Source organism: Pseudomonadales bacterium, assembly GCA_024234165.1.
In the GTDB taxonomy this organism is placed as follows: domain Bacteria; phylum Pseudomonadota; class Gammaproteobacteria; order Pseudomonadales; family UBA5518; genus UBA5518.
Genome location: JACKOP010000003.1, coordinates 37,911 through 52,825 on the forward strand (window position 1 = coordinate 37,911; position 14,915 = coordinate 52,825).

12 protein-coding genes are annotated in these 14,915 nt (G+C 62.4%); 8 read left to right on the forward strand and 4 right to left on the reverse strand.

Annotated features, from left to right (window positions below; translation table 11 throughout):
- Window positions 1-354: 354 nt before the first annotated feature.
- From H7A12_09485 to tkt, 4 genes are read right to left on the reverse strand one after another with little or no spacing between them, the layout of a single operon-like run.
- Window positions 355-1,422: a cyclic nucleotide-binding domain-containing protein gene (locus H7A12_09485; protein ID MCP5321039.1), complete on the reverse strand. Its 1,068-nt coding sequence runs from the start codon at window positions 1,420-1,422 to the stop codon at window positions 355-357.
- Between the two features lie 28 nt (window positions 1,423-1,450).
- Complete coding sequence (locus H7A12_09490; protein ID MCP5321040.1) at window positions 1,451-2,623, reverse strand: phosphoglycerate kinase; 1,173 nt, start codon at window positions 2,621-2,623, stop codon at window positions 1,451-1,453.
- On the reverse strand, window positions 2,620-3,735 hold the full coding sequence (locus H7A12_09495; protein MCP5321041.1) for an erythrose-4-phosphate dehydrogenase: 1,116 nt from the start codon (window positions 3,733-3,735) through the stop codon (window positions 2,620-2,622). The genes H7A12_09490 and H7A12_09495 overlap by 4 nt, the downstream gene beginning before the upstream one ends.
- Entirely contained in the window at window positions 3,732-5,741 is a 2,010-nt protein-coding gene (tkt, locus tag H7A12_09500) for a transketolase (protein MCP5321042.1), read from the reverse strand. Before tkt ends, H7A12_09495 begins: the two co-directional genes overlap by 4 nt.
- A gap of 280 nt (window positions 5,742-6,021) precedes the next feature.
- Between tkt and H7A12_09505 the strand changes: the two genes are divergently transcribed.
- The 8 genes from H7A12_09505 to H7A12_09540 all read left to right on the forward strand — a co-directional run bounded on the left by H7A12_09505 (window position 6,022) and on the right by H7A12_09540 (window position 14,914).
- Window positions 6,022-6,360 (forward strand): transcriptional regulator, encoded by a 339-nt coding sequence (locus H7A12_09505; GenBank protein MCP5321043.1) that lies wholly within the window; start codon window positions 6,022-6,024, stop codon window positions 6,358-6,360.
- 11 nt (window positions 6,361-6,371) lie between these two features.
- The gene (locus tag H7A12_09510; GenBank protein ID MCP5321044.1) at window positions 6,372-7,952 is read left to right on the forward strand and encodes an SAM-dependent DNA methyltransferase; all 1,581 of its coding nucleotides are present in this window, start codon (window positions 6,372-6,374) and stop codon (window positions 7,950-7,952) included.
- Entirely contained in the window at window positions 7,949-9,886 is a 1,938-nt protein-coding gene (locus H7A12_09515) for a putative DNA binding domain-containing protein (GenBank protein ID MCP5321045.1), read from the forward strand. Before H7A12_09510 ends, H7A12_09515 begins: the two co-directional genes overlap by 4 nt.
- Window positions 9,887-9,928: 42 nt before the next feature.
- Window positions 9,929-11,209: a restriction endonuclease subunit S gene (locus tag H7A12_09520; GenBank protein ID MCP5321046.1), complete on the forward strand. Its 1,281-nt coding sequence runs from the start codon at window positions 9,929-9,931 to the stop codon at window positions 11,207-11,209.
- Window positions 11,206-11,913 carry a hypothetical protein gene (locus H7A12_09525; GenBank protein MCP5321047.1) on the forward strand — a complete coding sequence of 236 codons (708 nt, stop codon included), beginning with the start codon at window positions 11,206-11,208 and terminating at the stop codon, window positions 11,911-11,913. The genes H7A12_09520 and H7A12_09525 overlap by 4 nt, the downstream gene beginning before the upstream one ends.
- The gene (locus tag H7A12_09530; GenBank protein MCP5321048.1) at window positions 11,913-13,193 is read left to right on the forward strand and encodes a putative DNA binding domain-containing protein; all 1,281 of its coding nucleotides are present in this window, start codon (window positions 11,913-11,915) and stop codon (window positions 13,191-13,193) included. Before H7A12_09525 ends, H7A12_09530 begins: the two co-directional genes overlap by 1 nt.
- A complete protein-coding gene (locus tag H7A12_09535; GenBank protein MCP5321049.1) occupies window positions 13,193-13,363 on the forward strand; it encodes a transcriptional regulator in 171 nt (56 codons plus the stop codon). The genes H7A12_09530 and H7A12_09535 overlap by 1 nt, the downstream gene beginning before the upstream one ends.
- 117 nt (window positions 13,364-13,480) lie before the next feature.
- Window positions 13,481-14,914 carry an ATP-binding protein gene (locus H7A12_09540; protein MCP5321050.1) on the forward strand — a complete coding sequence of 478 codons (1,434 nt, stop codon included), beginning with the start codon at window positions 13,481-13,483 and terminating at the stop codon, window positions 14,912-14,914.
- Window position 14,915 lies beyond the last annotated feature (1 nt).

A 14,915-nucleotide genomic window follows, 5' to 3' on the forward strand; every position in this document is an offset into this window, starting at 1 on the left:
TCATAAGGGCAGCTTGCGGGCAGAATTTTGCACACAGCGGAATATGAACTGAGTGATGGCGGCGCACTAAAACGAAGGGGCGGTTTGGGTAGCTATGAAGGTTGGGTATACGGAATTTTCTTTTGGGTACCAGTTCAACAACTGCGCCGAGTGGCTGAACATGAAGTGCAGCATCGTGGTTGACACCGCGTGCGAGAAGGTGCGCGTCACCTCCGCGCTGTTCGACCTGCCGCGCATCTCGCGCGCCTTTGCCTTGGGCGAGCAGTCCCGATCCCGCCGCCGGGGCACTTGTGAGAAATCCGGGCTGGCCCAACGGCTGCACGGCACGACAACGCACCCAGCGCAGGCTCGCCCTCAGCCGGTGAGCAGGTAGGCATTCAACCCCGCCTGGCGCAGCAGGTACACCGCGAGCTCGCTGCGCCTGCCGCCGTCGGGCGTGACCAGACAGGTGCGGCTGCGGTCGAGTTCACGCAGGCGCTTGCGCAGCGCAACGATCGGAATGTTGCTGCTGCCGTCGGCATGACCACAGCGGTATTCGGCCGGAAAGCGCACGTCGACCACGTCGAAACCGATTCCCGCACTGGCCAGGAAGCGCTTCGCCTTCGCGAGATCGATCGTCTGCACCAGCGACGACTTGAAGATCGCGTCGAACTGGGCGCGATCCAGCCGGCCGACGACGCCGTCGCTCGCCATGCGCACCGTCGCGTTGCGGATCGTGTCGGCGACCAACGCTTCCTCCCCGAAATAGTCACCGGGAACCAGATCGAAACTCTGGCCTGCGAAAGGGCCTGTCCGGCCGGTGATCACGCGCGCCTCGCCTTCGAGCAGGATGTAGAAGTAATCACCTGGCGTTCCGGCAAGCACCACGTCGGTGCCGGCACGCAATGCGATGCGCTCGAGTTCGATGAAGCAGCGCTGGATGTTGGCGGCGGAAAGATGCGACATCAGCGGCGAGTCGAGCAGCCGCGCCATCCAGTCCTCGGAATACTCGTCGTCGAAACGCGCCTCTTCGATACGCTCGTCGACCTCCGCGACCAGCACCACATCGAAGCTCGCTTCGTCGGCACTGGCCATCAGGCGGTCGATCACGTCGCGGCGCAGCGTAAGCACGCAGGCGTCGGTCTGCGCGCGCGCAGACGCGCCGTTGCGGTACAGATCCTCGAGCGGAAAACGCGCCTGGTGACTTCCTGCCTCGACCAGCGTGCGCTTCTCGAAGGACTCGCGGACCTCGATCGCTCCCTCGAGAATGAAATACGCCGTACCGGGCTGCGGCATCTTGCGGAACAGGAAGCGCCCCTTCTCGATGCGCACCACCGCCGCGCCTTCGAGCAGTCGATCGAAGTGCTTCTCCGCGACGAGTGTCAACGGGTGAAAGTGGTGCAGCCGCTCCGGCGTCAGTGAGACACCGTCGATCGTCGTCATCGCGTCCTCCGTGCCGTTGCGTACCGGATCAGCAAGCAGCGCGGCTCTCCAGAATCACGACCGCAGGAAGCTGCTTGCCTTCGACGTATTCGAGAAACGCACCGCCGCCGGTCGACGTGTACGATACCCGCTCGCCGACCCCGAACTTCTCGAGTGCAGCCAGCGTATCGCCACCGCCAGCGAGCGAGAACGCGTTGCTGGCGGCGATCGCCTCGGCGATCACACGGGTACCCCCAGCGAACTGCTCGATCTCGAACACCCCGAGCGGACCATTCCACAGGATCGTGCCGGCTTCCGTGAGCAGCTTCGCAAATCGGGCAGCAGTGCGCGGGCCTATGTCGAGGATCATCTCGTCGGCGCCCACTTCCGTGACGCTCTTCACGGTTGCTACCGCGTCCTCTGCCAGCGCCGTCGCGACGACCACATCCTCTGGCAACGGGATCTCGGTGCGGGTCATCAGCCGCCTCGCCTCATCGAGCAGGTCGGCCTCGACCAGCGACTTGCCGATCGGCAGGCCCGCGGCTGCAAGGAAGGTGTTCGCGATGCCGCCACCGACGATCAGGTGATCGACCTTCGCCGCCAGCGTGTCGAGCACGGTGAGCTTGGTCGATACCTTGGAGCCACCGACGATCGCAACCAGCGGACGGGCAGGAGCGCGCAACACCTTGCCGAGCGCCGCGAGTTCGGCCGCGAGCAACGGACCGGCGCAGGCGATCGGTGCGAAACGCGCCACGCCATGAGTGGACGCTTCGGCCCGATGTGCGGTTGCGAACGCGTCCATCACATAGATATCGCACCACGCCGCCATGCGCCGTGCCAGCGCTTCGTCGTCCTGCTTTTCACCCTTCACGAAGCGGACGTTCTCGGCCAGCGCGAGTGCGCCAGGCTCGATCTGGGCACCGTCGAGCCAGTCGCGCAGCAGCGGCACCGGCCGACCCAGCAGTTCGCCGAGCCGTGCGGCGACCGGCGCCAGGCTGAACGCAGCATTTTCCTCGTCGCTGGCACCGGCCTTCGGTCGCCCGAGGTGCGACATCACGAGCACGCGTGCGCCCGCGTCCAGCGCCCGGCGGATCGTCGGCAGCGCGGCGACGATCCGCGCATCGCTGCTGACCCGGCCGTCCTTCACCGGCACGTTGAGATCCTCGCGGATCAGCACGCGCTTGCCACGCAGATCGAGGTCGGTCATCAATTTCACGCTCATGCTCCCTGTTCTCCAGCCAGCGCTTGCGACCCGGTACGGGCCGCCTCGACCCAATATAGCGCGACATCGAGCATGCGGTTGGCGTAGCCCCACTCGTTGTCGAACCAGATCAGCAGCTTGACCAGCCGGTCTCCGCTGACACGGGTCTGCGAGGCATCGACGATGCCCGAACGCGGGTCGTGAATGAAGTCGCAGGACGCGAGCGGTTCTTCGGTGTAGCCGAGGATCCCGGCCAGCGCTCCCGCCGCCGCCTCGGCGAGCAGCGTGTTCACATCGTGCACCCCGACCCGACGGCCGAGCACCACCGAGAGATCGATCGCCGAGACGTCGAGCGTTGGCACGCGCATCGCCTGCGCCTCGAAACGTCCCGCGAGCGCGGGCAGTATGCGTCCGATTCCGGCGCCGAGCCCGGTATCGACCGGAATGATCGACTGCAGCGCCGCTCGCGTCTTGCGCAGGTCGGTGTGATGGTAGGCGTCGAGCACCGGCTGATCGTTCATCGCCGAGTGGATCGTCGTGATCACGCCGCACTCGACGCCGAAGCTGCGCGCAAGCGTGTCGATCACCGGCACGATGCAGTTGGTGCTGCACGAGGCCGCCGAGACCACGCGCTCGCTGCCATCCAGAGTCCGGTGATTGATGCCATAGACGATGGTGGCGTCGATATCGGTATCGGCGGGCTGCGAGAACAGCACGCGATGCGCCCCGCGCGCGAGATGCCGCATCGCATCGGCACGTGAGCCGAAGGCGCCGGTGCATTCGAACACCAGATCGATGCCGTGCCGCGCCCAGTCGAGTTCGGCCAGCGAGTCATGCGAGCTCACGGCGATCGCGCAGCCGTCGATATCGAGCATGCCGCCCCTGCATTCCACGCGGCCCGGGAAGCGTCCGTGCGTGGAATCGTAGCGGGTCAGGTAGGCCATCGTCTCGAGGTTTGCGAGCTCGTTGATCGCGACGATGTCGAGCCGTCCCGCGAGTCCGCGCTCGTGCGCAGCGCGCAGCAGACAGCGGCCGATGCGGCCGTAGCCGTTGATCGCAGCCCGCGCACCCAAGCCGCGGGATCCTTGCGGCGAGGTTCGCGAGTCCGCGTGCTCGCCGCTCACGGCAATCATCTACCGCGGCTGCTGGCCAGCAGTTCTTCGACCACCGCGACCACGTGCTCCTCGGTGAAGCCGAAATGCTTCATCAGCACGCCGGCCGGCGCCGAGGCGCCGAAATCGTGCATGCCAACCACGCGCCCGTCCAGCCCCACGAACTTGTACCAATAGTCGGCGTGCGCCGTCTCGATCGCGACCCGTGCCCGGACTGCCGCAGGCAGCACCGATTCACGGTACGCCGCATCCTGCGCCTCGAAACGATCCGTGCACGGCATCGAGACCACCCGCACGCGCCGCCCACTGGAACTCAATGTACGTGCTGCAGCCACGGCGAGCGCCACCTCCGATCCGGTGGCAATCAGGATCGTCTCGGGCGTCCCGGCGCAATCGACCAGCACGTAGCCACCGCGCTGGATCGCGGCCAGTTGCTCGTCGCTGCGCGGCTGGTGCGGCAGGTTCTGGCGCGACAGCACGAGCGCGGTAGGACCGTCGGCACGCAGGATCGCCTGCTGCCAGGCGACGGCCGTCTCTACCGTGTCTGCCGGACGCCAGGTCGAGAGGTGCGGTGTCGCGCGCAGGCTGGCGATCTGTTCCACCGGCTGGTGCGTGGGGCCGTCTTCGCCCAGACCGATCGAATCGTGCGTGTACACGTAGATGACCGGCAGGCGCATCAGCGCCGCCAGGCGTACCGCATTGCGCATGTACTCCATGAACACCAGGAAGGTGCCGCCGAATGGACGCAGACCGTGCAATGCCAGCCCGCTCATGATGGTGCCCATGCCGAATTCACGCACACCGTAGTGGATGTAATTGCCACTGGCATCCGCACCCGACACGCTGCGAGCCTCCTTCCACAGCGTGAGGTTCGAGCCGGCAAGGTCTGCCGAACCGCCGGTGAGTTCGGGCAGCAGCGGCGCCAGCGCCTGGATCGCGTTCTGGGATGCCTTGCGGCTGGCGATGGTCTCACCCTTGTGCTGGCAGGCGCGCACGTAATCGGCTGCAGCACGCTCGAAGCCTGCCGGCAATTCACCGCGCATGCGCCGTTCGAGTTCGCCCGCCTGTTCCGGAAACGCCGCACGGTAGGCGTCCAGGCGCTGCTGCCATGCTGTCTCGGCCGCCGCGCCGCGTGTCCTGGCGTCCCAGCCCGCGTAGATTTCTGCCGGTATCTCGAACGGCGGGTGGTTCCAGCCAAGCTCGGCACGCGCAGCGGCAACCTCGGCAGCACCGAGCGGGCTGCCGTGCACATGCTCGCTACCCTGCTTGTTCGGTGCGCCCTTGCCGATCACGGTGCGGCAGAGAATCAGGCTGGGCCGTGCAGCGTCCTCGCGTGCAGTCGTGATCGCGTCCCGGATCGCCCGTGGGTCATGGCCGTCGATGGAAGTGATCACTTGCCAGCCATAGGCTTCGAAACGCTTTGCCGTATCGTCGGTGAACCAGCCGGCAACCCGGCCGTCGATCGAGATGCCGTTGTCGTCATAGAGCACGATCAGCTTGCCCAGCCCGAGGGTGCCCGCCAGCGAGCACACTTCGTGCGAGATGCCCTCCATCAGGCAGCCATCACCGGCAAAGGCGTAGGTGTGGTGGTCGATCAACGCGTGACCGGGGCGATTGAACCGCGCCGCCAGCATCCTTTCGGCGAGCGCCATGCCGACCGCGCTGCCCAGGCCCTGGCCGAGCGGCCCGGTGGTGGTCTCGACTCCGGGGGTATGGCCGTATTCGGGGTGGCCCGGGGTCTGTGAGTGGAACTGGCGGAACGCCTGCAACTGCGACAACGGCAGGTCGTAGCCACTGAGGTGCAGCAGCGCGTAGAGCAGCATGGAACCGTGGCCGTTCGACAGCACGAAGCGGTCACGGTTGAACCAGTGCGGGTTGACCGGGTTGTGGACCAGGAAATCGTTCCACAGGACCTCGGCCATGTCGGCCATCCCCATGGGTGCACCCGGGTGACCGCTCTCCGCCTTCTGTACGGCATCCATGCTGAGCGCACGGATCGCATTGGCCAGTTCGAAGCGTGTGGGCATGTGGTGAACTCCTGCTAGGTGGTCGGAGGGACAGCAATCGGCTGCCTATTGTCCTCCACCACACATTCAAGGCCAACTCTGCCGGGTTGGCCTTTTTCTTGGCCGAATCCCCGGTATTCGCCAGGCTCCGGGCCGGGATGCCGTGGGCAGGGGTGATCGGGAGCACGATGAACGCGCTGTTCGGCGCGGAAGCCAAGCAGAAACTGCTGCAGGGCGGTCCCCTGCCTGTATGCCAGCCTGATAAGCTGGTGTTCATCTTCCATCCGACCGACCACCTGCGATGAAGCGCTGCACCGTTGGTATTCGCCGCCCCGAAGAACGGAGCCATCCGGCCACTGGCCGGGGCCAGCCCTCGGTCTGGTTTCCGTCGATGGCGACGATGGCGGCAGTGCTGTCCGAGGACAACCGGGCGCTGCTGCGTCTGATCCGTGACCAGCGGCCCAAGTCGCTGACGGAACTCGCGGCGCTCTCCGGGCGGCGCGTGCCCAACCTGTCGCGCTCGCTGCGGATGATGGAAGGCTACGGTTTGGTCAAGCTCAAGCGCGACGGTCACGGCGTGGAGCCGGTAGCGCTGGCAACGGAATTTCTGGTCTTGCTGAACGACCCGGCAGGCACATAGGACAGGACACGATGGCACGGAACGACAACAACGGCGCAGCTTCAAAACAAGGTCAGCTCGGCTTCGAGGCAGAGCTGTTCAAGGCCGCCGACAAGCTGCGCGGCAACATGGAACCCAGCGACTACAAGCACGTCGCGCTCGGCCTGATCTTCCTCAAGTACATCTCCGACGCCTTCGAGGCCCGCCACGCGCAATTGTTGGCCGAGGATACCGCTGCCGCCGAGGACAAGGACGAGTACCTAGCCGACAACATCTTCTGGGTGCCGAAGGAAGCGCGCTGGTCGCACCTGCAAGCCAATGCCAGGCAAGCCCGCATCGGCACGCTGATCGACGACGCCATGCGCGCCATCGAGAAGGACAACGAATCCCTGAAAGGCGTGCTGCCCAAGGACTATGCCCGTCCCGCGCTCAACAAGGTGATGCTGGGTGAGTTGATCGACCTGATTTCCGGCATCGCGCTGAACGAAGGCAACGACAAAAGCAAGGACGTGCTCGGCCGCGTCTACGAATACTTCCTCGGCCAGTTCGCCGGCGCCGAAGGCAAGCGCGGCGGCGAGTTCTACACGCCGCGCTCCGTGGTGCGCACGCTGGTCGAAATGCTGGAGCCGTACCAGGGCCGTGTCTATGATCCCTGCTGCGGCAGCGGCGGCATGTTCGTGCAGAGCGAGAAATTCGTCGCCGAACACGGTGGGCGCATCGGCGACATCGCCATCTACGGGCAGGAAAGCAACTACACCACCTGGCGGCTGGCGAAGATGAACCTCGCCGTGCGCGGCATCGACTCGGACATCCGCTGGAACAACGAAGGCAGCTCCCACAAGGACGAACTACGCGACCTCAAGGCCGACTTCATCCTCGCCAACCCGCCCTTCAACATCTCCGACTGGGGTGGCGACAGATTGCGCGAGGACGTGCGCTGGCAATTCGGCCCGCCGCCGGTAGGCAATGCCAACTACGCCTGGCTGCAACACATCTTCCACCACCTTGCGCCCCATGGCTTCGCCGGCGTGGTGCTCGCCAACGGCTCCATGAGTTCGCAGCAAAGCGGCGAAGGCGAGATACGCCGCGCCATGATCGAAGCCGGTGCGGTGGATTGCATGGTCGCCTTGCCCGGCCAGTTGTTTTACTCCACGCAGATTCCGGCTTGTCTGTGGATTCTTGCGAAAGACCGCAGCAACGGGCTGGTGAAGAAGACCAAGCTACGCGACCGGCGCGGTGAAGTGCTGTTCATCGACGCACGCAAGCTCGGCGCGCTGGTGGATCGCACCCGGCGCGAACTGACCGACACCGAAATCGCAAAAATCGCCGCCACCTACCACGCATGGCGCGGCGAAGCCGACGCGGGCGAATATTCGGACATCCCCGGCTTCTGCAAATCCGCCACCCTCGACGAAATCCGCAAGCACGGCCACGTCCTCACGCCGGGGCGCTATGTCGGCACGGAGGTGCAGGACGAAGACGACGAAGCCTTCGACGAAAAGATGCGACGCCTGACCGCGCAACTGGCCGAACAGATGGCGCGCGGCGCGGAACTGGATGCCGTCATCCGCGACAAGCTGGCGGGGCTGGGTTATGGAGCATCGACATCATGAACGCCCAAGAGCTGCTGCAAAGCCTGACCCTGCTCGACGAAAACGAACGCATCGAAGCCAAGCTGGCGCGAGACGTGGGCAGATCCACGCTCGAAACCATCTGCACCTTCGCCAACGAACCCCATCTCGGCGGCGGCTGGCTGTTGTTGGGTGTCGTACGGGAAGAGTTGGCGCTGTTTCCGAACTATGAAGTGCAAGGCATCACCAACCCGGACAAACTCAGCGCCGATCTGGCTAGCCAATGCGCCACCGCCTTTAACATTCCGTTGCGTCAGGACATCAGCACCGAGACGCTGGAAGGCAAAGTCGTCATCGTGGTCTTCGTGCCGGAGGCCACTCCACAGGACAAGCCCATCTATTTCAAGGCTACCGGGCTACCCAAGGGGGCTTTCCGTCGCATCGGCAGCACCGACCAACGCTGCACGGAAGACGATCTTGAAACCCTTTACCAATCGCGCCAGCGCGAAAGCTTCGATGTCGGCCTCGTGCCCGACGCCGCACTGGATGAACTCGACGAAAACGCCATCGCCGATTACCGCCGGGCCAGGGCTGAAGCCAACCCCGACGCCGAAGAACTGCGTTGGCCGGACATCGAACTGCTGCAAGCCCTGAACGCCGTTCGGCGCGACGCGGCCGGAAACTGGAAGCCCACCGTGGCCGGTCTGTTACTGTTCGGCAAGCCCGTCGCCCTGCGGCGCAGTTTCCCGATGACGCGGGTGGACTACATCCGCGTTCCCGGGCGCGAGTGGGTGCCCCATCCCGAACGCCGTTTCGACACGGTGGAACTGCGCGCCCCACTATTTACGCTGCTGCGCCGTACCCAGGCTGCCATCCTCGACGACCTGCCCAAAGCCTTCGGGCTGGAAGAAGGCCAACTGCAACGCAACGACAAACCCGTCATCCCCCTGCGCGCCCTGCGCGAGGCGCTGGTCAATGCCCTTATGCACCGCAGTTACCGCGTGCATGCGCCGGTTCAAGTCATCCGCTACGCCAACCGGTTGGAAATCCGCAACCCCGGCTTTTCGCTGAAATTGCCGGATCATCTGGGCGAACCCGGCTCCATGCCGCGCAACCCGGCCATCGCCGCCGTGCTGCACGAAACCCGCTTTGCCGAAACCAAGGGCAGCGGTATCCGCGCCATCCGCGAAAGCATGGACGAGGCCGGGTTGGCACCGCCGCTGTTTGAATCCGACCGCGGGCAAGACCAATTCGTCGCCCAATTCCTTTTCCACCATTTTTTGGGCGAAGACGATATCCGCTGGCTGGCTCGATTCAAGGATCTGCACCTCACCGACGAAGAAGCCCGCGCCCTCGTAGTAGCGCGGGAAGCCGGGGCCATCGACAACGCCACCTATCGCGCCCTGAACAAGATCGATACCCTTGCCGCCAGCGCCGCCCTGCGCCGCCTGCGCGATGCCGGGTTGTTTAGCCAGCAAGGGCGCGGCTCGGCCACCTGGTATCAGCCGACCGAAAGGCTGATCGATGGCCATGCAGGAAAGAACGGGGAAGCGGGCGGCTTATCCAGCAAGTTCGATCCCTTATCTGGCAAGTCGGAGGGCTTACCGGGTAACCTGGACGGGTTATCGGGTAAGTTCACGGCCTTATCGGGTAACTCGGAAGACTTGCCGGGTAAGCTGGACAGAACCGCTCGCAATGTGCTACTGAACGAACTGCTAGGCCATCTGGCGGCCCGCACCGGCAGCATAGGCCAGCGCCACCCGCCCGATGAGATTCGGGAGCTGGTGGCTGATCTGTGCCAAGTCCGCGCCTGGACAGTAGAGGAACTGGCCTTGCTGCTGGCGCGCAACCCGAAAACCATCAGCCAATACTATGTGCGCCCTTTGCTGGTGCAGAAACGCATCGAAATGACCTTGCCCGACACACCCAATTCACCGCAACAGGCGTATCGCAGCGTGGGGGAGGGCGAATCGTGAAGCTGCGTTGGGTCATCTGCGAAAAGATGGGGGCGCTGGGTTATGGCGTCTGAGTTAAGTATCAACTGCGTTGGTGATGCCTTTGACTTGGTTAATGGCTACGCATTCAAGAGCGCAGACTTTATAGATTCCGGTGTCCGTGTAATCAAAATCAAGAACATCAAAGCAGGCGCATTCAGCGAACACGAGTTCTCGTATGTTGATGAGAAGTTCTTGAAATTGCGTGGTGAAAAACTTGCCAAGCAAGATGACTTGCTGATTTCCATGTCTGGGAATCGGCATGATGGCTCGCCAGAGACTTGGGTCGGTAAAGTTGCCTATTTCTCAAAAGATGAAACCCATCTAATTAACCAGCGGGTTGGCGCGTTGCGGCTGAAACCGGGCGCAAGGGTTTTGCCTCGTTTTGCTGGGTATGTGCTTTCAGCTTGGGACTATCAGCAACATTTCATTGCTGTGGCTACAAGTTCTGGCGGGCAAGCCAATTTGTCTCCGGGGCAAATTCTTGGAGTTCCTTTTTCTGTTCCACCCCTCGAAGAACAACACGCTATCGCCGAAACCCTTGGTGCACTCGACGACCGCATCGCCAACCTGCGGCAGACCAACGCCACGCTGCAAGCCATCGCCGCGGCGCTGTTCAAGTCATGGTTCGTGGACTTCGACGGCGTGCCGCAAGAGGACATGCAGGAATCGGAACTGGGCTTGATTCCAAAGGGGTGGCGAGCTTATGCCTTCGGCGAAATCGCCACTCTCGGCAAAGGCAGCGTGAACCCTGCAACGCAACCGCAAACCGTATTCCAGCATTACAGCCTGCCCGCGTTCGACGCAGGCCAAATGCCGATTGCCGAAACGGGTCAAGCCATCAAGAGCAACAAGACGCCGGTTCCGTTCGACGCAGTGTTGGTGTCGAAACTCAACCCGCACATTCCGCGCATCTGGTTCGTCGGCGAGACAGGTGACAGCGCCGTGTGCTCAACCGAGTTCCTCGTATGGACGCCAAAGCCCGGTATTGGCAGTGCATTCATCTATTTCGTCGCCACTTCGCCAGAGTTCAACGCCACGATGCGCCAACTTGTTACCGGCACATCGAACAGTCATCAACGCGTCAAACCCGATCAACTCGCCAGTGCGCACGCCGCCATCGCAAGCAAGGAATCCATCGCCGCTTTCGATGAAGCTATCGCACCGATATTGAAAAAAATCGAACACAACCGCCAGCAAGCCGCCACCCTCGCCACCCTGCGCGATACCCTGCTGCCCCGTCTAATTTCCGGCAGACTAAGAATGGGTAATGCAGAGCGAGCCTCCGGGGAGGGGATGGAATGATTTTGGATTGGTATGCCAGCATTGATTGGTCGGCAACAGGCGCAATGATCGGCGGCTTGTCCACCACCATGGTCGCAATCCTGACCATTGCGCTAATTAAAGAAAACAGACTGTTACGAAAGGCTGGGAATTCCCCGCGGGTGGTAGCTCACTTTGAAATGCACCCTGATGGCACTGGCGGGCTGAACATGGCATTGTCCAATGTCGGTACTGGCCCCGCCTTCGATGTGTCGTTTTCGTTCGAGCGGAAAGCGGGTGACTTCGAGAATTACAACATCATTGTGGATTATTCTGCCCAACGTCCCACGATGACGATGATCGCACAGGGCGAGAAGATCAGCTTCCTGTTTGCCATTGGATTCAACCTGTTCCAGCCCAAAGACCCGAATGTTAGCCAGCAACTCAAGCCTTTCCATGTCAAAGTGAACTGGCGCGCATCCGGTAGTGACGAACAACTCTCGGAGAAATACCAACTTGATGTTTCCGCTTATGCAGGCTTACCGGGAATGATGAACAAGCCGCATTTGATGCGGATTGCCGACGAACTGGCCGACATCAAGAAACAGATCGTTAAACTGGCAACTCGCTCAAGTGGATTGGCTTCGTTTGGCTCAGCACAGCTTATCGATGCGACAAAAACGGAGCAGAGAACAAGACAAGTCGTGAAGGGAAATCCATCTGGCACTGGCGAGGAGTCGAGTTGATGCGCTCTGCTCAATTCCCCGCTTGGCTCACTGCCGGCGAATCCGACACGCTGAAGTTCAAGAAATCCACCGCCGAACTGCGCCGCGCAGGCGAAACGCTGTGCGGCTTTCTCAACGGCAACGGTGGACGGGTGTTGATCGGCGTATCGCCAGACAACAAGGCCGTGGGGCAGGATGTGAGTGATGCCACGCTGCGCGACATTGCCGCCATGCTGGGGCGCTTTGAACCGGCGGCGCAGGTGGAGATGGAGCGTATCGCCGTTGCTGGCGGGCGCGAGGTCATCGTGCTGGCGGTGCCATCGGCGCGGGAATATGCGCCGTTTGCCTTCGATGGGCGGCCTTGCAAGCGCACGGGTTCCACGACTTCGGTAATGCCGCAGGACGAGTACGCACGGCTGCTGCTCGACCGCAGCCACAGCCGTCACCGTTGGGAAAACCAGCCCGCCGTGGGCGTGACGCTGGATGATCTGGATGCAGAAGAAATCCTGCTTACGCGGCAAACGGCCATTGCACAGCGGCGCTTGTCTGCCAGCACGAGCATGGACATCGGCGACATTCTCGACCGGCTCGGCCTGCGCGTGGACGGCAACATCACCAACGCAGCACAGATGCTCTACGGCACCAAATTTCTACCGCATTACCCGCAAGCCTTGCTGAAGCTGGGGCGCTTTCGTGGCGACAAGATTACTGGCGACATCATCGACAACAAGCAGGAGCACATGCACGCCTTTGCGATGGTGCGTGAGGCCATGGCGTGGCTGGATCGTACGCTGCCGCTGGCGGCGCATTTTCCGAAAGCCAGCGAGGCGGGGGGCCTTGTGGGCACGATCTTCCGGCAAGACCGCCTGCCCGTGCCTGCCGATGCGCTGCGCGAAATCATCATCAATGCGGTCATTCACCGCGATTGCAGCCTGCCTTACGGCTATGTGGCGATTGCAGTGTTTGACGACCGCATCGAAGTGCGCAGCGCGGGCGATTTGCCCACGGGCATCAGCGCGGAGATGCTGACGCAAGAACACACATCCAAACCACGCAACCCGTTGATTGCCGGGGCATTCCATCGAACCGGCGCGATCGAGGTTTGGGGGCGGGGCACGAACCGGGTGATTGATGATTGCCGTGCTTACGGCGTAGCCGACCCAGTGTTCAACGAAAATGCGGGTTTCGTGACGGTGAGTTTTGCGGCGGAGGTGGTGGCGGATGCGGTGGCTTTGTCCCAAGTGCGTCCCAAGTTGAGTTGTTGGGATTTACCAAGGAGCCACGGGCACAGCCGGAGCTGATGGCCTTTGCGGGCCACACCAATCGAACACGATTCCGTGACCAAGTGCTGCGCCCGCTGCTGGATGCAGGCTTGCTCGAATTGACCATCCCCGACAAGCCGCGCAGTCCAAAACAGCAATACCGCACCACGGCGGCGGGCCTGGCGCGTATCGTCAAGGAGGCGAACTGATGGCGTTTCTCTCCGAAGCCGATCTCGAGCAAGTCCAAACACCGCAACTTCCCCGATCCAGACCCATCGGGCGTGCTAAAGTTAAGCACAACAAGGTGTGTTTAATGCAAATTTCCGATGAAAGAAGTTTCAGATCAACAGGTTGCAGAGCATCTTAAGCGCCTGAATCCATGGTGGCAGAGCGCCACGATGGATGCCGAGACGCTGGCCCTGTGTCCCCGCGCCTATCTTGGCCCAGTGCGGCAATTGCTTCAGGAACCCAAGTTGCGTCGTGCCGTGGTGCTGTTGGGGCCGCGCCGGGTGGGCAAGACCATCCTGATCCGCCATCTGATCGCCGATCTGCTGAAGCAGTCCGTGCCCACGCGGCGCATCGCCTACGTGGAAATGGATCATCCGCTGCTACATGGGCAATCGCTGGAAGCGCTGATTCGCCAGATCGAAGACGCTACGCCCGATGGCGAAGGCACGCGCTATTTGTTCTTCGACGAAATCCAGTCGCACAAGGATTGGGAAAAACACCTCAAGCCGCTGGTGGATCACCGGCCAGACCTGAAGATTCTGGTGTCAGGATCTGCTGCTGCCGCGCTCAAGCGCCAGAGCAGCGAATCCGGCGCGGGCCGCTTCACCGACTTCCTGCTGCCGCCGTTGACGTTTTCCGAATACCTGCAATTGCGGCAGGAGCCGGCAGCCATTGCCGAGGAAGAACCGGGGCTCTATGTGCTGGCCGATATCGCGCAGTTGAACGCGCAGTTCGCCGAATACGTCAATTATGGCGGCTATCCGGAACTGGCGCTGTCGCCCACGGTGCGGAGCAACCCGGAACGCTTCGTGAAATCCGACATCGTGGAAAAGGTGCTGCTGCGCGATCTGCCGCAGTTGTACGGCATCAAGGACATCCAGGAGCTCAATTCGCTGTTCACCTTGCTGGCGTTCAACACGGCGGAAGAAGTGTCATTCGAGCAGCTTTCGCAGCGCAGCGGCGTGGGCAAGCAGACCATCCAGAAATACATCGAATATCTGGAAGCGGCGTTCCTCATCAAGCGTGTATTCCGGGTGGATCAGGATGGCAAACGCTATCAGCGTGAGCGCAACTTCAAGGTCTATCTGACCAACTCGGCGATGTACACCGGCTTGTTCGGTGCCAAGTCGCCGGATGACCCGGAGTTCGGGCATTTGGTGGAAACAGCCTTGTTCGCGCAGCGTTTCCATGAGGACGCCCGGTTGAACTACGCCCGCTGGGGAGCCGACGATTGCGAAGTGGATCTCGTCGAATCCTCGCTGACGTTCAAGCCGGTCTCCGCGCTGGAAATCAAGTGGAGCGACAAATTCGCGGACAAGCCGGAAGCGCTCAAGGGTCTGATGAAATTCGTGCGCAACAATCGACTGCCCTTGGCCTGGGCCACGACCCGGAACAGGATCAGGCAACAAGTGATCGATGGCAGCGAGATCCGCCAATGGCCCGCAGCCGCACTGGCGTTCCACTATGGCGTCCGCGCCGTACAGGGCCGGTTGGCCGGCTATGAAGCGCAGATCAAGGACATCACCGCATGAC

Coding starts and splice junctions, on each gene's coding strand:
- H7A12_09485 (MCP5321039.1), bottom strand. CDS start 1,422: ATGACGACGATCGACGGTGTCTCACTGACGCCGGAGCGGCTGCACCAC.
- H7A12_09490 (MCP5321040.1), bottom strand. CDS start 2,623: ATGAGCGTGAAATTGATGACCGACCTCGATCTGCGTGGCAAGCGCGTG.
- H7A12_09495 (MCP5321041.1), bottom strand. CDS start 3,735: ATGATTGCCGTGAGCGGCGAGCACGCGGACTCGCGAACCTCGCCGCAA.
- tkt (MCP5321042.1), bottom strand. CDS start 5,741: ATGCCCACACGCTTCGAACTGGCCAATGCGATCCGTGCGCTCAGCATG.
- H7A12_09505 (MCP5321043.1), top strand. CDS start 6,022: ATGAAGCGCTGCACCGTTGGTATTCGCCGCCCCGAAGAACGGAGCCAT.
- H7A12_09510 (MCP5321044.1), top strand. CDS start 6,372: ATGGCACGGAACGACAACAACGGCGCAGCTTCAAAACAAGGTCAGCTC.
- H7A12_09515 (MCP5321045.1), top strand. CDS start 7,949: ATGAACGCCCAAGAGCTGCTGCAAAGCCTGACCCTGCTCGACGAAAAC.
- H7A12_09520 (MCP5321046.1), top strand. CDS start 9,929: ATGGCGTCTGAGTTAAGTATCAACTGCGTTGGTGATGCCTTTGACTTG.
- H7A12_09525 (MCP5321047.1), top strand. CDS start 11,206: ATGATTTTGGATTGGTATGCCAGCATTGATTGGTCGGCAACAGGCGCA.
- H7A12_09530 (MCP5321048.1), top strand. CDS start 11,913: ATGCGCTCTGCTCAATTCCCCGCTTGGCTCACTGCCGGCGAATCCGAC.
- H7A12_09535 (MCP5321049.1), top strand. CDS start 13,193: ATGGCCTTTGCGGGCCACACCAATCGAACACGATTCCGTGACCAAGTG.
- H7A12_09540 (MCP5321050.1), top strand. CDS start 13,481: ATGAAAGAAGTTTCAGATCAACAGGTTGCAGAGCATCTTAAGCGCCTG.